Origin of the sequence: Cohnella xylanilytica (assembly GCF_014212175.1) — a bacterium.
GTDB lineage: Bacteria > Bacillota > Bacilli > Paenibacillales > Paenibacillaceae > Cohnella > Cohnella xylanilytica.
In genome coordinates this window covers 1-22,366 of record NZ_JACJVR010000035.1, presented here as the reverse complement: position 1 = coordinate 22,366, position 22,366 = coordinate 1, and the positions used below count along the sequence as shown (strand labels likewise).

The 22,366-nt window shown below is 63.5% G+C and carries 19 protein-coding genes; 18 read left to right on the top strand and 1 reads right to left on the bottom strand.

Going from position 1 to position 22,366, the window contains the following annotated elements; all coding sequences use genetic code 11:
• The first annotated feature begins 1 nt into the window (after position 1).
• The 7 genes from H7B90_RS10015 (at position 2) to H7B90_RS09985 (ending at position 10,077) form a co-directional block, all read left to right on the top strand.
• Positions 2-1,549 (top strand): NADH-quinone oxidoreductase subunit N, encoded by a 1,548-nt coding sequence (locus H7B90_RS10015; RefSeq protein WP_185135728.1) that lies wholly within the window; start codon positions 2-4, stop codon positions 1,547-1,549.
• A 315-nt stretch (positions 1,550-1,864) separates the two neighbouring features.
• Entirely contained in the window at positions 1,865-4,492 is a 2,628-nt protein-coding gene (locus H7B90_RS10010) for a S8 family serine peptidase (protein WP_185135727.1), read from the top strand.
• Positions 4,493-4,509: 17 nt separating this feature from the next.
• Positions 4,510-4,761, top strand: a complete 252-nt coding sequence (locus H7B90_RS10005) for a DUF1146 domain-containing protein (protein WP_185135726.1) — start codon at positions 4,510-4,512, stop codon at positions 4,759-4,761.
• Positions 4,762-4,984: 223 nt separating this feature from the next.
• Positions 4,985-6,364, top strand: coding sequence for a UDP-N-acetylglucosamine 1-carboxyvinyltransferase (gene murA / locus H7B90_RS10000; protein WP_185135725.1), 1,380 nt, complete (start codon positions 4,985-4,987; stop codon positions 6,362-6,364).
• Between the two features lie 271 nt (positions 6,365-6,635).
• Positions 6,636-7,928, top strand: coding sequence for a stage II sporulation protein D (spoIID, locus tag H7B90_RS09995; RefSeq protein ID WP_185135724.1), 1,293 nt, complete (start codon positions 6,636-6,638; stop codon positions 7,926-7,928).
• A gap of 203 nt (positions 7,929-8,131) precedes the next feature.
• Positions 8,132-8,731 carry a M23 family metallopeptidase gene (locus H7B90_RS09990; protein WP_260410903.1) on the top strand — a complete coding sequence of 200 codons (600 nt, stop codon included), beginning with the start codon at positions 8,132-8,134 and terminating at the stop codon, positions 8,729-8,731.
• A 182-nt stretch (positions 8,732-8,913) separates the two neighbouring features.
• Positions 8,914-10,077 carry an HD-GYP domain-containing protein gene (locus H7B90_RS09985; protein WP_185135722.1) on the top strand — a complete coding sequence of 388 codons (1,164 nt, stop codon included), beginning with the start codon at positions 8,914-8,916 and terminating at the stop codon, positions 10,075-10,077.
• Between the two features lie 296 nt (positions 10,078-10,373).
• Here H7B90_RS09985 and H7B90_RS09980 read toward each other — a convergent pair whose 3' ends face one another.
• Positions 10,374-11,333 (bottom strand): tyrosine-type recombinase/integrase, encoded by a 960-nt coding sequence (locus H7B90_RS09980; protein ID WP_185135721.1) that lies wholly within the window; start codon positions 11,331-11,333, stop codon positions 10,374-10,376.
• A 91-nt stretch (positions 11,334-11,424) separates the two neighbouring features.
• Between H7B90_RS09980 and H7B90_RS09975 the strand changes: the two genes are divergently transcribed.
• From H7B90_RS09975 to H7B90_RS09925, 11 genes are all read left to right on the top strand, one after another.
• On the top strand, positions 11,425-12,606 hold the full coding sequence (locus tag H7B90_RS09975) for an HD-GYP domain-containing protein (RefSeq protein WP_185135720.1): 1,182 nt from the start codon (positions 11,425-11,427) through the stop codon (positions 12,604-12,606).
• A 206-nt stretch (positions 12,607-12,812) separates the two neighbouring features.
• The gene (gene spoIIID / locus H7B90_RS09970) at positions 12,813-13,100 is read left to right on the top strand and encodes a sporulation transcriptional regulator SpoIIID (protein ID WP_027094289.1); all 288 of its coding nucleotides are present in this window, start codon (positions 12,813-12,815) and stop codon (positions 13,098-13,100) included.
• Positions 13,101-13,196: 96 nt separating this feature from the next.
• Entirely contained in the window at positions 13,197-14,195 is a 999-nt protein-coding gene (gene mreB, locus H7B90_RS09965; RefSeq protein ID WP_185135719.1) for a rod shape-determining protein MreB, read from the top strand.
• 13 nt (positions 14,196-14,208) lie between these two features.
• Entirely contained in the window at positions 14,209-15,075 is an 867-nt protein-coding gene (locus H7B90_RS09960; RefSeq protein WP_185135718.1) for a flagellar hook-basal body protein, read from the top strand.
• A gap of 71 nt (positions 15,076-15,146) precedes the next feature.
• Positions 15,147-15,989 (top strand): flagellar hook-basal body protein, encoded by an 843-nt coding sequence (locus tag H7B90_RS09955; protein ID WP_185135717.1) that lies wholly within the window; start codon positions 15,147-15,149, stop codon positions 15,987-15,989.
• A gap of 20 nt (positions 15,990-16,009) precedes the next feature.
• The gene (locus H7B90_RS09950; RefSeq protein ID WP_246578513.1) at positions 16,010-16,240 is read left to right on the top strand and encodes a DNA-directed RNA polymerase subunit beta; all 231 of its coding nucleotides are present in this window, start codon (positions 16,010-16,012) and stop codon (positions 16,238-16,240) included.
• A gap of 184 nt (positions 16,241-16,424) precedes the next feature.
• Positions 16,425-16,934: a CDP-alcohol phosphatidyltransferase family protein gene (locus H7B90_RS09945; protein WP_185135716.1), complete on the top strand. Its 510-nt coding sequence runs from the start codon at positions 16,425-16,427 to the stop codon at positions 16,932-16,934.
• A 200-nt stretch (positions 16,935-17,134) separates the two neighbouring features.
• Positions 17,135-17,572, top strand: coding sequence for a 3-hydroxyacyl-ACP dehydratase FabZ (gene fabZ / locus H7B90_RS09940; protein WP_185135715.1), 438 nt, complete (start codon positions 17,135-17,137; stop codon positions 17,570-17,572).
• 130 nt (positions 17,573-17,702) lie between these two features.
• The gene (locus H7B90_RS09935) at positions 17,703-19,412 is read left to right on the top strand and encodes a phospho-sugar mutase (protein WP_185135714.1); all 1,710 of its coding nucleotides are present in this window, start codon (positions 17,703-17,705) and stop codon (positions 19,410-19,412) included.
• A 173-nt stretch (positions 19,413-19,585) separates the two neighbouring features.
• Positions 19,586-21,637: a DUF5693 family protein gene (locus H7B90_RS09930; RefSeq protein ID WP_185135713.1), complete on the top strand. Its 2,052-nt coding sequence runs from the start codon at positions 19,586-19,588 to the stop codon at positions 21,635-21,637.
• 140 nt (positions 21,638-21,777) lie between these two features.
• The coding region (locus H7B90_RS09925) for a polysaccharide pyruvyl transferase family protein (protein WP_185135712.1) at positions 21,778-22,366 on the top strand (589 nt) is incomplete at its 3' end.

The following is a 22,366-nucleotide window of genomic DNA, read 5'->3' as shown; positions in this document are numbered from 1 at the left end:
CATGGAAGCTTTGCAGACTTTGACGTGGAGCGACACGCGGTACCTCGCCCCCGAGCTCGCCCTGGCCGTCGCCGCCGTCCTTCTGGCCTTGCTGGACCTCATCCTGCCTCGCCGCGCGAGCCGGGACCTCATCGGCTGGGGCGCGCTCGTCGGGCTGCTGGCCGCGGGCGTCTTCGTCGGCTGGCATATCTACGATCTGCAGAGCGCGGTCGACGCCGGCAAGGAGCCGATCCGCAACCTGCTGGGCGGCAGCTATCGCGTCGACGACTTCGGCAACCTGCTGAAGCTGGTCTTCCTGGGGGCGACGGCGCTCATCGTGCTCGCCTCCCTGGGAACGGTGAAGAAGGCCGAGGTGCCGATCAAGGGGGAGTTCTACTACCTGCTCCTCCCGGCCGTCATCGGGGCGATGGTCATGGCCTCGTCCGGGGACCTGATCACTCTTTTCGTTGGGATGGAGCTATTGAGCATTACCTCTTACGTGCTGGTCGGAGTTCGGAAAAGAAGCGGGGCATCCGGCGAAGCCGCGTTCAAATACGTGGTGACGGGCGGGACGGCTTCGGCGTTTATTCTGTACGGGATGTCGTTCCTGTACGGGGTGACGGGGTCGACGAGGCTGTCGGATATCTCCGGAGCTCTGGGAGACGCTCTGGCCGATTACCGGGCTCTCGTCTACGTGGCGTTTTTCTTCATGATCGTCGGCTTCGCGTTGAAGCTGGCCCTGGCCCCGTTCCACGCCTGGGCGCCGGACGTTTACCAAGGGGCGCCGACGCCGGCGACCTCGTTCCTCGCGATCGTCGCCAAGGGCGCGGCGTTCGCCATGCTGTACCGGATCTTCATCTTCCTGTATCGGGCGTTCGGCTCCGAAGGGGATCAGGCGGCGGTGCGAGAGGATCTGTTCCTCGCGCTGGCCGTTCTGGCGGCGGCGGCCATGATCGTCGGCGTCGCCGGGGCGCTCAAGCAGCAGAACGCGAAGCGGCTGCTCGCGCTGTCGGGCGTGGCGAACGCGGGCATTCTGCTCGTCCCGCTGACGCTCGAAGTGAACAGCCTGCACTCGTCGATGTTCTCGGAGTTCGTGTACTATCTGATCGCCTACGTGTTCATGAACGCGGGGGCGTTCGCGGTGCTGACCGCGGTGTCCCGGTCGTCGGGTCACGAGGAGCTGTCGGCGTTCGCCGGCATGTACCACCGGGCGCCGTGGACGGCCGCGGCGATGACGGCGCTGCTCTGCTCGCTCGCCGGGCTGCCGGTGACGGGGGGCTTCTTCGGGAAGCTGTTCATTCTGTTCGGCGCCGTCCAGACGAAGGCGTACTGGCTGGCGGCGATCTTGCTGGCGACGACGGTGGCTTCGTATTACGTCTACTTCTCGTTCATCCGCCAGATGTACATGCGCAGCGGGGAGAGCGATCAGGCGGTGGCGGTTCCGGTGCCGACGGGCATCGTCATCTGGCTGTGCGCGGCGGCCTCCGTCGCGCTCGGCATTCTGCCGAAGCCGATCCTGGACTGGATCGACGGCATCTTCTCGCTTGGCGCGGATTTTCTGGCGCGGTAGCGGGAGGAGCTTGCAGCACCCTGACGGGCGTTCAGGGTGCTGTTTTTGTTGGGCGGCTGCGGAGCGCGGGAGCAGGGGCGGGGCCGCCGGCGTTGCGCCGCAAGATGGAGCGACAAGAGGGGCGTGATTGCGACAAAAGTCCCTTTTTTTCAACCGGGGAAGGGAAGTCGCTGTCGAAACTCGAATTAGAAAAAGGATAGGATTCGTCCGTTCCTCGGAACGGAGTCAGATAGATGAGGCCTGGGTACATAGGGTGTAGGCCAAAAAATGCAGCGAACGAGTTGCGCAAGGGTTGGGCAAAGGTTGTGATCGACCGTGAGACTCAGTGTTAGGACGAAGGTCATCGCCTGCGCGGCCTGTCTGTTGGCCGCGGCGATCGGAGCAGGCGCGCCGCTCCACGGGAAAGGTGCCGGCGGCGGAGATCGGCCGGTCGGCGAGGTTCGGGCGCAGGCCGAAGCCGCTTCTGCCGCGCAAGCCGCGAAGCCGCCGTCTTTCCTCGAGGCGATGGGGATTCCGGCCGCCTGGCGTTCGCTTACGCGCGACGTGACCGGAACGATCGCGATCGTCGACACGGGAGTCGATCTGAAGCATCCCGCGCTCGAGCCGTACTTGACCGGCGGGATCAACCTGCTCGACGGGCGCAAGCCTCCCCAGGACGACAACGGTCACGGAACGGCCGTGGCCGGCGTGATCGCCGAGATCGCCGAGGCGGCGAAGGCTTCTTCGGCCCGCGTATCGTGGACGAAGAAGATCATGCCGATCAAGGCGCTGGACCGCAACGGAGAAGGGGATGAAGACAAGCTCGCTCAAGGCATCCGGTACGCCGTCGATCACGGGGCGGATATCGTCGTGCTCTCGCTCGGATTGCGCCGGGATACGCCGGAGATGAGGGAAGTGGCGGCGTACGCCGAGAGCCGCGGCGCGCTTCTCGTCGCGGCCAGCGGCAACGACGCCGCGGCGTTCGGAGCGAAGGCGGCGGTGCAGTATCCGGCGGCGTACCCGACCGTGCTGGCCGTGGCCGGGGCGAACGGAGGAAGCGCGCAGAACCGTTCGACCCCCGGCCCGGAAGTCGACGTGGCGGCCGCCTGGAAGGTGGAGACGCTGAAGCTCGGCGGCGGCACGACGACCATGGAAGGCACGTCGATGAGCGCGCCGCAAGCGGCCGGAGCGGCCGCGCTGCTCAAGGCGAGCCGGCCGGAGGCGTCCCCGGCCGAGCTCCGGAATGTTCTGAAGCGGACGGCCGAGGATATCGCGGCCAAGGGCTGGGACCGCAACACGGGCTACGGCCGCGTCCGGGCGGACTTGGCCGTCAAGGCTCAGGGCGACGGCGACTGGAGGGAGCCGAACGACAAGCGGACGACGGCGTCGGCATTCCCGGTCGGCACGGAGATAACGGCGTTCTGGTCGTCTCCGGAAGACCGGGACGTATACGCGATCGACATGCCGTACGACGGGAAGTTCACGGTGTCCTGGCGGATCGACGATCCCGCCTACGCGGCCGCCAAATCGCCCGCCCCCGGGCTCGTTCTGTCCCCGGCGTCCGCCTCCTCCGGGAAGGTGGACCCGTTCGTCCGAGCGGGCTCCTCGGCGAGTTGGGAAGTCGCCAGAGGGAAATACTACCTGACGACGAGCAAAGGGAATTGGGGAGGCCAGGAGAAATCCTCCTACCGGCTGACTTCGCAATTCCGGATGGGTCCGGACGCGATGGAGCCGAACCCGAACGCTCTGTCCGCCTTCACACTCGCCCCGCGCAGCCAGAAGTGGACCGGCACGTTCGACCGCCAAGGCGACGAGGATTGGGCGGTCGTCACCCTGCCCAAGGAAGGCAAGCTGCGCATTCGGGTAGACGCCGACACGACCCGGATCGATCCCGCCGTTTATCTGCAGAGAGCGGGGGAGGCCGGGGAAGAGACGGACAACAACGGAGACGGCCGAAGCGAAGAGATCGTCCTGCCCGGCGCTTCGGCCGGGAAGTACTATATCCGGATCCGCAACGCGGTCTCCCCGAGTCCGGATCCCGTAGTCGGGACGTATACGGCGCAATTGGAATATAGTACTCCATACGAAGATCCTAACGAGCCGAACGACGGGGCGTTGACGGCGACCCCCATGAAGCCGGCGCCCGTCTGGACGGGAGAAGGGCTGATCGGTTCGGCGAGCGACGACGACTGGTTCCGGTTCGAATTCGTCGAACGGAAGCAGCTGCGCTTCCAGCTGGCCAATCTGCCCCGGTCGGCGACCGCGACGGTTCGCCTCTACGACAAGAAGCTCGCCGTTCTGAAGTCGTGGAGCAGCGCGGAAGGACGCGCCGCCGTGAACGGAGGCATCGATCTGGATCCGGGCACGTATTATTTGGCGGTGTCGGCGGACCAAGCATCGCTCGGCTCCCCGTATAAGCTGACCGTTCGGGAAGTGGAGGTCGGGCCTCTCTTCGCGGACGTTCTGGGACATTGGGCGGAGAAGCCGATCCGGGCTGTCGCGGAAGCGGGCTGGATGGCGGGCTACGGGGAGTTCGAGTTCGGTCCGGACCGTCTCTTGACCCGGGCCGAAGCGACGGTCATCGCGGTGCGGGCGTTCAAGCCCAAGAGCGCGGCCGCCCGTCCCCGCTTCAGCGACGTGCCCAAGGGCCATTGGGCTTACGAAGCGGTGCTGAAGGCGGACGGAGCCAAGTGGCTGAGCGGCATCGCGGGCACGAAGTTCGAGCCGGCCGGCCGGATGACGAGGGGAGAAGCGGCGATCCTGTTCGCCAAGGCGGCCGGGCTGTCGCTGTCCGCATCGCCGGAGCGGACGTTCAAGGACGTTCCGGCGGACAGCCCCGCGGCTTCGGCGCTCGAAGCGTTGTCGCGCAAAGGCTGGATCGCCGGCTTCCCGGACGGCACGTTCCGGCCCGGCGCCCCGCTCACCCGGGCGGAATGGGCCGCCATGCTGGCCCAGTTGCTGTAAGGAGATGAAGCTGCCAAATGAGCGATATTTACAGTTCGGCGGGTTGGAACGCCTTATTTTCCATGTTCGTGACGCTGGGCTTGATCGTGGTGGTCTGGTTCTTGTTCAAGGAGATCCGGTGGGATAAAATCTTCCGCCACCCCTTGAGCCCGGGGGCCCGGCTGCTTCAGCTGCTGCTCGCCATTATCGTCGGCCACCTGCTGGCCCGGTTCGTGCTCGATTATTGGAATTGGACCTCTTCCTTGAAGTGGCTGTTCGGTTCCGGCTGATCCGGAGCCGCGCATAACGGACAGCCGGATAGACAACAATGGGTAATATGGCGCGAGAGCGATCTCTCGGCGTATATCCATTGGTTGTGCCCTGTCCGAATTTGTCAGAAGTTGCCGCTTGTGCCATATGCATCGGCAGTGATATGATGAAGTTTGGGTTTTCCGGGGGACGGCTAATGCCGGCGGCTTCGGAATGACTAATTACCCGCGGAGGGAACCACCCATGAGCAAAATCATCGTCCGCGGCGGCCGTCCTTTGTATGGGACAGTCCGCGTACACGGCGCCAAAAATTCAGTTCTGCCCATCCTGGCCGCTTCGATACTGGCGGAGCAAGGATCTTGCGTCATTCATGACGTACCCGCCCTGGACGATGTGACGAACATTCTACAGGTGCTCGCGGCTTTGGGGGTTCACGCGAAGCAGAGCGACGGCAGTGTGCAGTTGAACGCGACCCGGTTGACTTCGCATGACGCTCCTTACGAACTTGTACGCAAAATGAGGGCTTCCTTCCTCGTGATGGGCCCCTTGCTCGCCCGGCTGGGCCAGGTACGGATCTCTCTGCCCGGAGGATGCGCGATCGGCACTCGCCCGATCGACCAGCATCTCAAAGGCTTCGAAGCGATGGGAGCCGAGATCGGCTTCGGCCAGGGCTCCATCGAAGCGCGCGTGAACGGCAAGCTGCGCGGCGCGAAGATTTATCTGGATATCGCCAGCGTAGGCGCCACCGAGAACATTATGATGGCGGCCGCGACGGCGGTCGGCACGACGACGATCGAGAACGCGGCCAAGGAGCCGGAGATCGTCGACCTCGCGAACTTCCTGAACGCCATGGGAGCCAAGGTGCGCGGCGCCGGAACCGGAGTCATTCGCATCGAAGGCGTGGAACGGCTCTCGGGCGTGGAGCACGCGGTCATTCCGGACCGCGTCGAGGCCGGTACTTACATGATTGCCGCGGCGATTACGGGCGGCAATGTCTATATCGAAGGCGCGATCCGGGACCATCTCGGCCCGATCGTCGCCAAGCTGGAAGAGATGGGCGTCGTCGTCGACAGCGACGAGAACGGCATCCGCGTCATCGCGGAACGGAGCCTTCGGGCGGTCGACGTCAAGACGCTTCCGTATCCGGGATTCCCGACCGACATGCAAGCGCAGATGATGACGCTTCTGCTCCGCGCGGAAGGAACGAGCATCGTCACCGAGACGGTGTTCGAGAACCGGTTCATGCATGTCGACGAGCTCATCAAGATGGGCGCGGAGATCAAGGTCGACGGCCGCACCGCCATCGTGACCGGCGGAGCGAAGCTGGTCGGCGCCCAGGTGTGCGCGACCGACCTGAGAGCGGGAGCCGCGCTGATCTGCGCCGCCCTGGCCGCGGACGGAGCGACCGAAGTGACGGGCGTCCACCACATCGATCGCGGCTACGTCGACATCGTCGGCAAGCTGGCGGCGCTCGGAGCGGACGTATACCGGGCTCCGTCGCCGGAGGACGTGCTGGCCGAAGCCGAACAGGCTTCCCGCCGCCCGGCGAAGATTCTGGAAGCGATCGAAGACCGCGCCGCTCTCGACGTGGCGAGAATTCGCGTGCAGCCGACGCTGGCTTAACCGCCGGAGATCGGAGACGTTCCCCAGTCGGCTCGCCAACGGACTTCTTTTTTTCGATCATAAGAACGACTCGACGGCTCTGTCCGCGAGGCCAGCCCGCCGCAAGGCGGACGGCTTCCCGGACGGAGCTGTCTTTATGTGACGGCATCGCCGTTCCTTCCCGCCCCTCGCCGTACCCGCCGGCCCCCTCGTTCTATCGATCCTAAGCGGATCATAGACTAGAGACGGACAGGCGCTACGATCGCGGAGGTGGAAGATGCTTGGACGAGGCATGAGACGATGGACGAGCTTCCCTTGGTGGGTGGACGCGGCGGCGTTCGCGGGCGGAATCGCGATCGCGGCGGCGCTCTGGTTCTCCCTTCACGGCCGCTCGCCCGACACGGAGGCGCTGAAGGAGCCGGGGACAAGAGCCGTCCAGGAGGCGGCGAAGGAACTAGACGCGGAATCGGAGCCGGCGAACCGAGAGAGCGTGGACAAGCCGGCAGACAGGGAAGGGCCGGCCCTCCCGGGGGCGGCGGACGGCGCGATCCGGACGGAAGAGGCCGCGGGCGCTTCCGGCGGCGGCCCGGCGGCGGGAGCGAAGGCGCAACGAGAGGCGCCGGGCGACGCCGACGATTCGGGACTTCGGCAAGAGGACAAGGCGGGGGAGGCCGATTCCCGTCCGGTCTCGGCTAGCAGCCGGTGGAGCGAGAGGACGTTCGTTCGAGTCTATCTAAGCGACAAGAAGAGGGTCGAGACAGTTCCGATCGAGACTTACGTCCGGGGAGTGGTAGCGGCCGAGATGCCGCTCGACTTCGAGCCGGCCGCGCTGGAAGCGCAGGCGCTGGCTGCGCGAACCTATATCGTTCGCCGGCTGCTCGCCGGCGACCGGACGGGCGTGCCGGTGCCGGGGGCGGACGTGACGGATACGCAGACGCATCAAGTCTATCGCTCTCTCGAGGAGATGGCCCGGCTGAAGCTGGCGGACGAAGGGGCCTGGAAGAAGGCGGACGACGCGGCCAAGCGGACGGCGGGGCGGGTTCTCACCTATAACGGCTCTCCGATCGAGGCTCTCTTCTTCGCGTCGAGCAACGGGTATACCGAGAATTCGGAGGACGTCTTCCCGTACGGGCTTCCCTACCTGCGCTCGGTCGAGAGTCCGTGGGACCGCGAGGAGGCGTCCAACTGGAAGGAGACACTGGAGTTCACGGCGCAGCAATTCTATAAAGCGCTCGGCGTCAAGCCGGGAGGCATCCTCGCCCGCGCCGGCGGCCGGATCGCCGCCCGGGTCGAGGAACGGACGCCGGGACGGCGGGTGAAGACGCTCAAGGTGGGATCGAAGGAGCTGACCGGCATCGAGGCGAGGGAGAAGCTCGGGCTGCGATCGGCCGCGTTCGATCTGAAGCTGGAAGGGCGCAGCGTCGTCGTCACGACCTACGGCAACGGGCACGGCGTCGGCCTGAGCCAGTGGGGAGCGGAAGGGATGGCGAAGCGGGGGAGTACCGCCGAGCAGATCGTCAAACACTACTATACCGGAATTCGAATCGAGGAAGCTTCGAAGCTGGCAGACCGTCTCTCCCTATAAAAATGTCAATCTTGCAAACCGCCACGTATAAAACTCTATCACCTGGTAACACTTGCTTACTGAGGTGATAAAAAATGAGTGACCAAAACAAAACCACTCGCAAGTTGGAAGAAGCCCCTAAGACGGGGGCTGCGACGTCGCCGGTTAAGCCGACAGGGATGAAGAGGTTTTTCTCGAAGCGTTGGGTATTTCCAGCAGTTTACATGGCCGCCGCAGCAATCATCGTAACGATTCTCTGGCTGAATGCGGGCGCGGGCGGCTCGAAGGATCCGGAGAATTCGGTTCCGGTGTCGGGAGTCGAGAGCCAGGGCGCGGCTGCCGAGACGAACAGCCCCGAGGCGGTAGAAGCCGCAGCCGGAGGAGAATCGCTTCAATGGCCGTTCGATTCCAAGGACGTAATCCAGACGTTGTCGTTCTACGATTCGAGCGCGTCGGAGGAGAAGAAGCAGGCCGCGATGGTCGAGTACAACAACAGCTTCTATCCGCACACCGCGCTTGACTTCGCCGCCAAGGACGACAAGCCGTTCGAAGTGCTCGCCGCCATGAGCGGGAAGGTCAAAGTGGCCGAGCAAAGCCCGATCAACGGGTACGAAGTGGAGATCGAGCATCCGAACGGGCTCGTCACGGTCTATCAGAGCCTGGAAGACCTGAAGGTCAAAGCGGGAGACGAAGTCAAGCAAGGCGACGTCATCGCCATGGCCGGCCGCAGCGAGATGGAGAAGGACGAAGGCGTTCACGTCCACTTCGAGGTTCGCAGCAACGGCCAATCGATCGACCCGAACACGCTGATCAAGGAACAATAATCGGCGGGAATCGGGCAAGCGGGCACGGAAGCCGGCCGCGCGGAGAGCGAAGCTCTTCGGCGGCCGGTTTTTTTGCATTCCGCGCGCGTCTCTCTATCGCCATTTTTTGTCGGATTATGGTACGATGTTCCTACGGGCCTATCGAGGCTATCGAACCAGGAGCGAATGAGAGAAGGGGCGCCATGAGGGAGATTCACGTGAGCGAGCTGAAGCCCGGGGACGTCGTGGGCAGGACCGTGTTCGGGAAGAACGGAATCGTCATGCTGGAATCGGGCACCGTGCTGACCGCCGCCTATATCGAGAGGCTTCGCGCGCTCGGATTCGGCCGCGTCGCCGTTCGGGGGAAGGAGACGCGGGCGGAGGAGCTGCCGGCCCGAGGGAGAACGCCGTCCGAGGCGGAAGCGGCCGCGGAACGAAGAGACCCGGCCGACATCGACTGCCTGAAGCAGGACCTTGGGGCGAGGAAGATTACGGAAGAGGCGATCCGAAGCTTCGTAGAGTCGGACGCGACCTTCGCCAAGCTCGCTCTTCCCCTCCACGAATCGGCCCGGTTCCGGAGAGCGTTCCGGGATCGCGTGCTGGAAGCCGCCGGCCATCGGCCGATCGCCGACGAGCTCGGCGTCATGAGGCAGACGGACGGCCAGCTGTTCGGCCATTCCCTGCAGGTGTCGCTGCTCGCCGGCATCGCGGGCGACGTGAGCGGATACGACGCGAACCGGATGTACGAGCTGACCGTGGCCTCCCTTCTGTTCGACATCGGCATGACCCGGCTGCCCGAGTCTCTGATCAAGGCGAAGCGCAAGCTGACCGAAGCCGAGCGGAAGACGATCCGCGAGCATACCCGGCTCGGCTACCAGGTGCTGTCCGGCATCCGCGAGGTTCCGGCCCAGGCGGCCAGAAGCGCGCTGCTGCATCACGAGAGATTCAACGGGGGAGGCTATCCGCTCACCTTCAAGGGCAAGGACATCCCGGAGCTCGCCCAGCTGATCGGCCTCGCCGACGTCTACGACGCCCTTCTCTCCCGGCGCCATCACCGGGACCCTTACCCGAGCAACGAAGCGATGGAATACTTGTTCGCCGCCGGCAATTACGACTTCGGCATGGAGATCATTCAGGTGTTCCTCAAGCATATCGCCGTCTTCCCCGTCTCGTCCGTCGTCCTGCTGAGCAACGGACAGCTCGGCGTCGTCGAGACCGCGGCGGGACGCCTGGCGCACCGGCCGGTCGTCCGGATCATCCGCGAGGCGAACGGGGAGGCGGTCCTGCGTCCCTATTCCGTCGATCTGAACGCGGATCGCCACCTGGTCATCGTGCGGACGGTGCCGGACGGCGGAATCCGCCCATAGCGCGAGCGGCGCGGGATTCGCCGTCCCGTCCCGCAAGGCGCAAGACAAGCCGCATAAAAGCGAGAGCCTCGTTCCGACCCGGAACGAGGCTCTTCTTCGCGCTTGTCCGATTGTTCAGTAATCGTTCAGCGCCGTATGAGATTATAATAGCGATGAGAGGGTATAAAAGAACATGGTAGGTCGCACAATAGCGATAGTAAGACATTTTTGTCTCCTATTCTAGCATATGCTGTCAATGATGTCATCGTCGTACCAACCGCTCCCGGGGGGTTCCGTAGCTCGGTCCGAGCCCGGCTCTACCTCGATGCGAGAAGATCCCGCAAGTTGTCCGCCACGTAATCCGGGGCGGCTTTTTTCATTTGTTCGACCGTATGCAGGTACCGCTGGGTCGTCGTGATCTGCGAATGCCCGAGCGTCTCCTGCACTTGCTGCAGGGAGGCTCCGCCCAGCAGCGCCAGCGTGGCGTTCGTATGGCGCAGCCAATGGGCGGAGACGGCCTTGTCGAAGCCGCACCGCTTCCGGGCCGCTTCCAGAATGCGGGCCACCTGGCGGGACGAGATCGGGAACAGCAGGGAGCCGGCATCCTCCCGGCGCCGATCCGGATCGTGCCGGTGTTTCTTGATCATTTTCCACAAGGGCTCGGGAATCTTGACGCTCCTCCGCTTGCCCCCCTTGCCGTTGCGAATGTGCAGCCAGACGCCTCTCCCCTCGATATCCTCGTAGAAGTCCTCCCATCGTACGCTTATCAATTCGGATACGCGCAGGCCGGTCAACGTCAGCATCAGCCCGAGCAAATAGTTGCGGGGTCCTTGGCGGAACAGCTCGGACAGCAGCTTCGCCAATTCCTGCTTGGTCAGGTAGCGGTTGCGGGAGGTGACTTCCGGCTTGGGCAGCCTCACCGCCGTCGTGGGGTTATGGGGCAGAAGCGCGATGTTCGGGTCGCTCGCCCATCGGTACAGAGAGCGGAGGGCGGCGAGCTGCACCGCGACGGAGGAGGGGGAGAGACGGGGGCCGGACGCGGAAGTGCGGCCGAGCAAGTAATTTTTGAAGTGCTCGATGTCCAGCCAGCCTGCTTCCTTCAACCGGCGGGGGAACAGCAACGAGCGGAAGCGCTGGATCCCGAGCCGGTAATTGCGCAGGGTATGGGGGGAGCGGTCCTGGAAGGAAGCGAGGAACAAGGTGACGATGAGGTCGTCATTGTCCCGGGCGGTCGGCGGATAAGGCGGTTGAATCGTCCATAAGGCTGCGTCCTGCATGGCGGCGGTCCTCCTCGGTAATGTCTTACTATCGCTATTGTGCGACATTGTCCGTCGGAAATCGACCAAAATCGTAGGGGTGAATAGGTCTATGGGCGAGGTTCAAGTGCAACTATTGTCGGAAGGAGACGTGCTGTCAAGGCCGGTAAGGGGGAAAAACGGGCTCGTCATGCTGGAGGCCGGGACGGTGCTGACGGAGCAGTACATTCGGCGGTTGAGGGGGCTCGGCGTCTCCCACGTCTCTCTGGAGGCGAGAGGGAGCGCCTCCGCAAGCGGCGGCCGAAGCGGGACCGCAGCCGCGGCCGCGACCGCGACGGTCCCCGAAGAATCCGTCCGGCCGGAAGCGGCGGCGGAGGCCGCGGCGGAACGGCTGAAGAACAACGACGCCGCCCGCAAGGAAGCCTGCGAGATCGTCGTGAAGCTGGCGATGTCCGATCAGGCGGCGGGGCGGCTCGCGGCCGGGATGATGGAGGACCGGTTCCGCCGGCAGTTCCGCGGCATCGTCACGGAGATCGTCACCCAGAGGGCGATCGCGGAGGAGCTCGGGGTCCTTCTGCAGACCGACCGGTACCTGTTCGATCATTCGCTGCAGGTGGCGCTGCTCTCCTTCGTGGTCGGCATGGCCAAGAGCTACGACATGGCGAGCCTCTACGAGCTGACGGCGGGCGCTCTCCTGTTCGACATCGGCATGACGCGGCTGCCGGCCTCCATCGTCAAGTCGCGGACCGAGCTGACGCCGACCGAGAGAGCCCAAGTCCGCAAACACACGATCACGGGCTACGAGATTCTGTCCGGCATCCCGGGAATGCCGGCTGCGGCGGCCCGATGCGCGCTGATGCACCACGAACGGTACCGCGGCAACGGCTACCCGTTCGGCCTGAAGCACGAGGACATACCGGAATACGCGAGGATCGTCGGCCTGGCCGACCACTACGACGCGCTTATCTCGCCAAGGCACTATCGGAAGCCGTTCACGTTCGGCGAGGCGATGGAATACTTGTTCGCGGCGGGTAACTACGACTTCGATCTCGACCTGGTCCAGATCTTCCTGCGCAACGTCTCGATGTACCCCGCTTCGGTGGTCGTCCGGCTCAGCAACGGGCAGATCGGGGTCGTGGCGGACGTGGAGCATTCGTTGAACCATCGGCCGGTCGTCCGAATCATGCGCGAGGCCGACGGGACGAAGGTGGCGAAGCCGTACGAGATCGATCTGTTGAACTACCGCGATCTGGTCATCGTTCACGCGGCGCTCGAGGAGTACGAGAAGGATTGAATACGGCCGGCCGCAAGCGCCGGCAACGGACGGACGGGGGGCGGCCCCCGTCTTTTCTCATGCTTCCTAAGCCGCATCCCTTGGACGTTCGACCCATAAGCCCCGCCGCATATGGACTTTCAGGGCTTGTCAGGCTTGGGAACAAAGAATAAGTGACCGCGCCCCTCATATAATGTACCAATCTAATCGAGCAGGGAGGCGGGAGCGTGCACGATTACATCAAGGAACGCACCATCAAGATCGGCCGGTGCATAGTCGAGACGCGCAACACGGTACGGACGATCGCCAAGGAATTCGGCGTCTCCAAAAGCACGGTGCATAAAGACCTGACCGAGAGGCTTCCGGAGATCAATCCGGATTTGGCCGACCAGGTGAAGCACATTCTGGAATACCATAAGTCCATCCGGCATCTGAGGGGAGGAGAAGCGACGAAGATCAAGTACAAGAAGACGACCGTCAAGAAACGCGAAGTTTTGACGGCGGGCAAAGCGTAAAGTCCTAAGATTTTCCTCGACAAAAAAAGGATTTTCCCAATGGACAGCGAATAATATACTATTACGATATTACTGCGCCGTGGGGGATTCTCGGGAATGTTAAGCAAAGACATCGGAATCGATCTGGGCACCGCCAATGTGTCCATTCATGTCAAAGGAAAAGGCGTCGTGCTCGACGAGCCGTCCGTCGTCGCCATCGAGAGCGATACGAGAAGGGTGCTCGCCGTCGGCGAAGAGGCCCGGCGCATGGTGGGCCGGACTCCCGGCAACATCGTGGCGATCCGTCCGCTGAAGGACGGCGTCATCGCGGATTTCGAAGTGACCGATATGATGCTGAAGGCGTTCATCGGACGCGTCGGAGGCAAGACCTGGTACAGCCGTCCCCGAATCCTCATCTGCGCGCCGACCAACATTACGTCGGTCGAGCAGAAGGCGATCCGCGAAGCGGCGGAGAGAAGCGGCGCCAAGGAAGTCTTCCTCGAAGAGGAGCCGAAGGCGGCCGCGATCGGAGCGGGCATGGATATCTTCCAGCCCAGCGGCAATATGGTAGTCGATATCGGCGGAGGTACGACGGATGTCGCGGTCTTGTCCATGGGCGACGTCGTAACCGCCTCTTCTCTTAAAGTCGCGGGGGACAAGTTCGACGCGGCGATAATGAAATACATAAAGAACAAATACAAGCTTCTGATCGGCGAGAGAACGAGCGAGGACATCAAGATCAAGATCGGAACCGTATACATGAGCGGCCGCAGGGAGGAGATGGACATCCGCGGCCGCGACATGGTATCGGGATTGCCGCTTACGGTGACGATCCATTCCGACGAGGTGCGGGAAGCGCTGTGGGAGCCCGTGTCGTCCATCGTCGCCTCGGCCAAGAGCGTGCTGGAGCGCACTCCGCCCGAGCTGTCCGCGGACATCATCGACCGCGGCGTCATCCTGACGGGCGGAGGCGCGCTGCTCGACGGCTTGGACGCCCTGCTGGCCGAAGAGCTCAAGGTGCCGGTGCTCATCGCCGAGGATCCGATGCACTGCGTCGTCAAGGGAACGGGAATCATGCTCGACCACCTGGACAAAATGACCCGCAAGCTGGGCTGACGGAGGGAACTTCATGTTAAGAGGACTGTACACGGCCGCATCCGGCATGATCGCGGAGCAACGGCGCCACGATACGGTGACGAACAACATCGCCAACCTCAACACCCCGGGCTACAAGGGGACGAGCTCGGTCAACCGGGCATTCCCGGAGATGCTGCTGTCGGTCATGGGGGGAGAGAACCCGCCGAAGGCCCCGATCGGGAAGATCAACACCGGCGTCTTCGCCGAGGAGAATTTGATTGCGCTCATGCAAGGCGATATGATGGAGACGGACCGTTCCCAGGACATGGCCCTGATCTCGGACATCCTGGTGAACGGAACGACGTTCGACGAATCCGGCAAGTCGGTCGACGCGAACGGGAACGTCACCTATCAGCCGCAGGCGTTCTTCACCGTCGGGACGCCGGACGGGGGGCAGCGCTATACCCGGAACGGAAGCTTCCGGACGACGGAGGACGGCACGCTGATCAATTCGGACGGCCTCCCGGTTCTCGGCGCGAACGGACAACCTATCGTCGTGCAGGGAACTTGGGACAACATATCGGTATCGCCGGACGGACGGCTGCTGGACAAGACGACGAACGCGCCTCTGGCCGGGAATCCGCGGCTGCTGCTGACCCGGGTCGACAATCCGAACGACCTGATCCGCGAGGGCAACGGCTTGTTCCGCTACGCGGGACAGCCCGGAGGCATCGCGCAGGTTCAAGCGGGCGAGCGGGTGGAGATCCGCCAGGGCTTCCTCGAGCGCTCCAACGTCGACTCCTCGCAGTCGATGGTCGACATGATGGCCGCGCTGCGGGCTTATCAAGCGAATCAGAAGGTCGTGCAATTCTACGATAGAAGCCTGGACAAGGCGGTTAACGAAGTCGGCAAGGTATAACGGGGTCTTCCCGACGCACCCTTAACGTACGTCCGAATTCGCCACCGATCCCAGCTTAAGGAGGGCACCACTTGAACAACTCCATGATCAGCGCGGCCGCGTCGATGGGCGCCATGCAGCGGAAGTTCGATATTCTGGCGGACAACATCTCCAACCTGAATACCCATGGATACAAGCGCAAGAACGCCGTCTTCGAGGATATTCTGACGAGCATTCAGCCGCACGAGGCCGACTTCCTGCAGCCGGGCCGGCGCAGCCCGCTCGGCTATACGCAGGGCTGGGGAGCGCGCGTCGTCGCCCAGACGCTGGACATGGCCCAAGGGCCGCTGCAGCAGACGAACAACTCGACGGACGTCGCCATCGAGGGCAACGCCCTGTTCGAGGTGCGGACCGGAGCGACGCTGAACAGCGAGCGGGCGTTCACCCGCCAGGGCGCGTTCCAGCTGATGCCGACGGCGGCGGGCCAGCGGCTGCTCGTGACGAACGCCGGGTATCCGGTCGTGGCCGACAATGGCGGCGCCGATACGCTGATTAACGTGCCGGAGGGCTACGAGCTGACGGTGGCGGCGGACGGCACGCTGACGGCGCATACCCAGGACAATTCGGAGACGCTCGAGCTCGGCAAGCTGAAGCTGGTCGAGGTCCTGAAGCCGGAGCTGCTGCAGGCGGTCGCGGACAACCTGTACGGGGTGCCGCAGAACGTGGCGGCGACGGATGTCGTCCAGGCGGTACAAGCGACGCCGGACGCGGCCGGCGGCTTGGCGATCCGCCAAGGCTTCCTGGAGCAATCGAACGTCAATCTGATCGACGAGATGACGGATCTGGTTACGGTGCAGAGGGCTTATCAGCTGAACGCGAGGGCTCTGGCGTCCGGCGACCAGATGATGCAGATGGCGACCGACCTGCGCGGATAACAGCGAGAGGGGGGAGCGCGTTGACGGCTTCCAACCGTCCGCCTGCCCGGAAGAAGCGCTCTGCGGGGCGAATTCTGTGGCAGGTTATTTGGACGAGCATCAAAGTATTGATCATTCCCGTTCTGTGCGTCGTCGCCTTGATCGCCGGAATGGCTATCGGATATGTAGTGCTTGGCAAGAGGGAATTGGCCGACGTGTTCGACATCCAGACGTGGCGGCACATGTACGACCTCGTGTTCGCCGAGAGCTAGGCCCCGCAATCCGCACAAGGGTTTGAACGCAACAGGAACGAAGGCTCTCCGGCATTTACGAGGAGGGTTTTCTTTTTGGCCGCCGGACCGGGAGCGGGGGCGAAGGCGGCGAGCCCGTTTACGCTGGCCCGGCCGAACGTTATAATAATGGGGAACTTCGGAGAGAGAAGGGGGAATTCCGGGAATGAACGTGCCTAATATGCTGACCATGTCCCGATTCTTGATGATCCCCTTGTTCTTGGTCCTGTACTTCTACGATCATCCCGTGGCGGCCCTGCTCATCGTGCTGCTGGCCGGGCTGACCGATCTGCTGGACGGTTACGTGGCGCGCCGGAGCGGGCAGATCACCACGACCGGAATCATGCTGGATCCGCTGGCGGACAAGCTGATGATGCTGTCCGTCGTCGCGGCGCTGCTCATCGGGGGAGAGATTCCTTGGGCGGCGGCGGCGACGATGGCGGTGCGCGAGGTCGGGATGATCGCGAGCTCGGCGTTTTTTCATTTTCGAGGGATGAAGACCGTTCCGGCGAACGCGTTCGGCAAGGTGACGACGGCCGTCTATTACTTGGCCATCACGCTGCTGTTCCTGGACGGACCGGGAGGCGTCGGCGTTCTCTGGTGCGCGGTCGCGCTCAGCTTCGTGACCACGGGCGTCTATCTGATGAAATTCCGCCATTTGAATCGGGCATCCTAGACGGGGGTCTTGGCAGGGGAGAGAGGGAATTCCGGACAGATTAAAAGAACCCGCCGCCGTCGTTCGCGTGCCAAATCGGCTCATCGGCGGCGAGCCCTCTTATCTCAACCTTTGCGCTGCAGTTCGCAAAAGGATATTCGTAGTATGGACGTTGAACGGAAAGCTTATGCGATTCGTCAATAACAAGGAGGAAGTTAACGATGCTGAATATTGAGCAGATTCAGGAGATCATTCCGCACCGGCCGCCGTTCCTGCTGGTCGACCGCATCCTGGAGCTCGAGCCGGGCAAGAGGGCGGTGGGTCTGAAGAACGTGACGATGAACGAGCCTTACTTCGTCGGTCACTTCCCGGGCTTCCCCGTCATGCCGGGCGTGCTTATTCTCGAAGCGCTGGCCCAGGTCGGGGCGACGGCCATTCTCGGCGTGGAGGACAACCGCGGCAAGATCGGGCTGTTCGCCGGAGTGGACGAGTTCCGCTGGAGAGGGCAGGTTACGCCGGGCGACACGCTGACGCTCGAAGTCGAGATCATCCGTCTGAAGGGACCGGTCGGCAAGGGACAAGCAACCGCCAAGGTCGGCGATCAAGTCGTCGCGGAAGGCGTTCTGATGTTCGCCCTGGTCGACCCCTCCAAGAAGTAAGCAAGCCGCATCCCAGCCCAGCAGACGAGGTGAGAAGCCTACATAGGGGTAAGTAGAAGTCGGACGCTCTGGCGCCAACGCCGGGCGCTGGCTTCCTAACAGATAAAAGATGAGAGAGGATGAAGGAATCATGCTGAATGAGACAAGCGCCATCGAGAACTATCAAGCCTGGCTGAACGATCCGAACGTCGACGAGAAGACCAAGGAAGAACTCCGCGGAATCGCGGACCAGCCCAAGGAGATCGAGGACCGCTTCTACCGCGATCTCGAATTCGGAACGGGCGGCCTGCGGGGCGTCATGGGCGCCGGCACGAACCGGATGAACCGGTACGTCATCGGCAAGGCGACGCAAGGGTTCGCCGCCTACCTGCTCAAGAGCTCGTCCTCTCCGTCGGTCGTCATCGCGCACGATTCCCGGAACAATTCGGACGTCTTCTCGCTGGAGTCGGCCTGCGTGCTGGCCGGCAACGGCATCAAGACGTACCTGTTCCGCTCGCTCCGGCCGACGCCGCAGCTGTCGTTCGCGGTTCGCGACCTGAAGGCGGACGGGGGCATCGTCATCACCGCAAGCCATAATCCGCCGGAATATAACGGCTACAAGGTTTACGACGCCGCGGGCGGCCAGCTCGTTCCGGCGGACGCGGAGAAGGTCATCGCCTCGATCCGCGAGGTGACGTCGTTCGACCAGGTGAAGCGCCTGTCCCGGGAGGAAGCGGAAGCCCGCGGGCTGATCGTCTGGCTGGACGCGGACGCGGACGAGCGGTTCATCGACGCGGTCGCGGCGCAGTCGGTCAATCCGGAGCTGCTTCGCGGGGGAGCGGGCCGGGATCTCGCGGTCGTGTACACGCCGCTGCACGGCACGGGGGACATGCCCGTCCGCCGCGTGCTGGAGAAGGCGGGCTTCGCGAACGTGCACGTCGTGCCGGAGCAGGAGCGGCCGGACGGCATGTTCCCGACGGTGAAGTCGCCGAACCCGGAGGAGCATGAAGCGTTCACGCTGGCGATCGCCCTGGCGGACAAGGTCGGCGCCGATCTTATCATCGGCACGGACCCGGACGCCGACCGGATGGGCGCGGTGGTGAAGAACGACGAAGGACGCTACGTCGTCCTGTCGGGCAACCAATCCGGCGCGATCATGGTGCATTACCTGCTCTCGAACCTGAAGGAGCAAGGCCGCCTGCCGGCGAACGGCGCCGTCGTCAAGACGATCGTGACGAGCGAGATGGGCGCGGACATCGCCGCTTCGTACGGCTGCGAAGTGTTCAACACGCTGACGGGCTTCAAATATATCGGCGAGAAAATCAACGAGTTCGAGAAGACGGGTTCGCACCAGTTCCTCTTCGGCTACGAGGAGAGCTACGGCTACTTGACCGGCACCTACGCGCGGGACAAGGACGCGGTCGTCGCGGCGCTGCTCATCAGCGAAGCGGCCGCCTACTACAAGTCGCAAGGCAAGACGCTGTACGACGTCCTGCTCGAGCTGTACAAGCAGTATGGAACGTATCTGGAGAAGCTCGAGTCGCGGACGCTCAAGGGCAAGGACGGCGTCGAGAAGATCGCCGGCATCATGAGCGACTGGCGCTCGAACCCGCCCGCGGAAGTGGCCGGCGTGCAGGTGACGAAGGTGCTCGACTACGAGCTGGGCCTGGACGGCCTGCCGAAGGAGAACGTGCTGAAGTACCTGCTCGCCGACGGCTCCTGGTTTACGCTCCGCCCCTCGGGTACGGAGCCGAAGATCAAGGTGTACTTCGCGGTGCGCAAGGACAGCTTGCCGGCGGCCGAGGACGCCATCGCGCGGCTGGTCGCCGAGGTGATGGCCCGCGTCGACGCGCTGAGCTGAGGCGGCGGTCAATTGAACCGAAGGGGGCCGGGAGGCCCCCAAGCGGACGCGGGCAAGCAAGCGCTTATGGCGCGGCTTCCCGTTTTGCTTTTTTGGAACGTTATACATGGTAAATTCCGTTATGAGCACACTATCGGTAAGCTCGGCACGGACCAACTAGAGGAGTGACAGTTGTGCCCCAGTGGCTGGAACAGTGGAACCGCAAATTGGCCAAATGGCTGTGGGGAGTCGTTCTGATCGGCTTGATCGGCTCCCTGCCGTTGATCTACGCGCGCGTGCAGACGGAGGCCTCCTCCAAGAACGTCGAATTCGTCATGGACTATCGGGATCTGTTGCAGGTGTCGTACACGCAGGTCGATCCGCAGGGCTATCTCCAGAGCCGGCTCGCTATGCTCAAGGAAGCCGGCGTGAACGCCATGGCCGTGTTCGAGAGCACGCTCGAGGAGTACAACTGGTCGGGAGACGTCACGGTCTACAACGCCCAACAGGCGGCGCTGCTGGACGGCCAGCTTCCGAAGCCGGGCGACAACCGCACGTTCCTTCTATTTAATAAGCCGGAGAACGAACCGGTTCTCCGCCCTCTGATCGAGAACGCCTTCAAGAGAATCGGCGTTACCGTCGAGACCTGGTCTTCGCACGACCGGACCGGCTTGATTCTGGGCCTCGGCCCGGACGACGCCTATATGCGTCCGATGCAGCCGAACCCGATCGCGATGAAGATGCTGAAGGATCAGGGCTTCCTGATCGTTCCGCGCCTGTCCGACCGCACGCAGCCGTACGACGACGAGGAGATGGGCAAGTGGATCGACTCGTTCAAGGAGCTGGGCGTGACGAGGATTATTTTCGACGGGGATGCGGTGACCGGGTTTAACGATCAGGAGGAAGAACAGAGCCTGAACAAATTCGCCGACCGCCTGAACGCGGCGGGGATCGGCATCGGCGCGATCGAGAACCTGAAGATTCCGCAGAAGGGGCTCGGGACGCTCGCGAGCAAGCTCGATTACAACGTCGTCCGGGTGCATTCGGTGTCCGAGGGCGAGATGAACGTCGCGAAGCCGGTCGTGCTGGCGGATCGCTTCCTTCTCGCGGTCAAGGACCGCAACCTGCGGATGGTCTATCTGAACGCGATGGCGGTGAAGGATTCCTCCAAGGGGCAAGTGACGAACCCGATCGATACGATCGTCAAGACGCTCGCGGGCGACGAAGAAGAAGACGTGAAGGGCGCGATCGAACAGATCCGGGACTTCGGCTTCAAGGTCGGGGAAGCCCAAGCGTTCGACGTTCACCACGCTCCCGCGGAGAAGCTGTGGAAGGCGCTGGCCATCCTCGGAGCCGTCACGCTCGTCGCGCTGACGATCGGCCTGTTCATTCCCGCGCTGCTGCTTCCGGTTACGATCATCGGCCTCGTCGGCGGAGCGGGGACGTTCGTGCTCGATTCCTCGCTGCTGAACCAGGCGCTGGCGCTGTTCGCGGCGATCGCGGCTCCGACCGCGTCGATGGCGCTGCTGATTCGCTGGCTGCGGGTCAAGCACGAGCGCCGGGACGCGCTGCCGAAGAGCGCTTGGGGCCGTCTCGGCGGCGCGGTCGTGCTGTTCCTGAGAACGTCGGTCATGTCGCTGTTCGCGGTGCCGTTCGTCATCGCCCTGCTCAACCATGTCTCGTACCAGCTCGTGCTTCAGCAGTTCCGCGGCGTCAGCCTGCTGCATCTGGCCCCGATCGCGCTCGTCGCGCTCTATGCGGTGCTGTATGGATACGGCGGTTCGGTGAAAACGAATCTTCGCAATCTGCTCAAGCAGCCGATTACGGTGCTGTGGGTCGTCGTCATCGCGGTCGTCGGCGCCGCCGGCATGTATTACCTGTCCCGCACCGGCAACAGCGGGCAGGCGACGGGTCTGGAGCTGAAGTTCCGCTCCTTCCTCGAAGGCACGTTCGGAGTGCGGCCGAGGTTCAAGGAGTTCATGGGCGGGCATCCGATCTTCCTGCTCGGCCTGTTCCTGGCGCTCCGGTACCGTTGGGCGCTCGTGTTCATCGTCGTCGCGACGATCGGGCAGCTGTCGATGGTGGACACGTTCGCCCACATCCATACGCCGGCCTATCTGTCCGCTATGCGAGACCTGCTCGGCCTGGCGATCGGGGCGATCATCGGCCTCGTCGGCATCGGCGTCTGGCAGATCGCCGAGGGCATCTGGCGCCGCTGCCGGCCGGGAGCTTCCGCCCGCGGATAACGGTGCGAATAACTAGATGCGGATAATTATAAGGAATGCGACAATTACCTGTATGCCTTACAGGTAATTGTTATGTATGAGGAATTTCTAAGCGGAATTCTAAGCTGAATTTAATGTAAAAACGGGCGGTGCGTGACATAATGAAGGGAAAGTCGAACAGCGGCGTCCGGCGGCTGGTGCTGTCCGGTTACTACGGATTCCGCAATAGCGGGGACGAAGCCGTGCTGCTGAGCATCCTGACGGCGCTCGAGCAAGCGGCGAACGCCCGTGGGATCCGGGTGGAGCCGATCGTGCTGTCCGGCGACCCCGCCTGGACGGAGAAGCAATACGGCGTGCGGGCGGTTCCCCGGATGAAGATCGGGGCGATCCGCCAGGCGCTGCGCGAGAGCGACGGGCTCATCAGCGGCGGCGGCAGCCTGCTGCAGGATGCGACCGGACTGGGCTCGATCCCGTATTATCTGGGAGTGATGGCGCTCGCGAGGTGGGCCGGCAAGCCGACCTTCGTGTACGCGCAAGGGATCGGACCCGTGAATCGCGGGATGTTCCGCTCTCCGATCGCGAAGGCGTTCCGCAAGGCCGCCTACGTATCGGTGCGGGACGCCGAATCCGCCGAGCTGCTCGCGCGGTTCGGCGTCCCCCGGGACCGGATCGACGTCGTGCCCGATCCGGTCATGGGCTTGCCGCTGCCGGAGGCAGGGGCGCCTGGCGGCGCGGCCGGGCGGCGGGAGC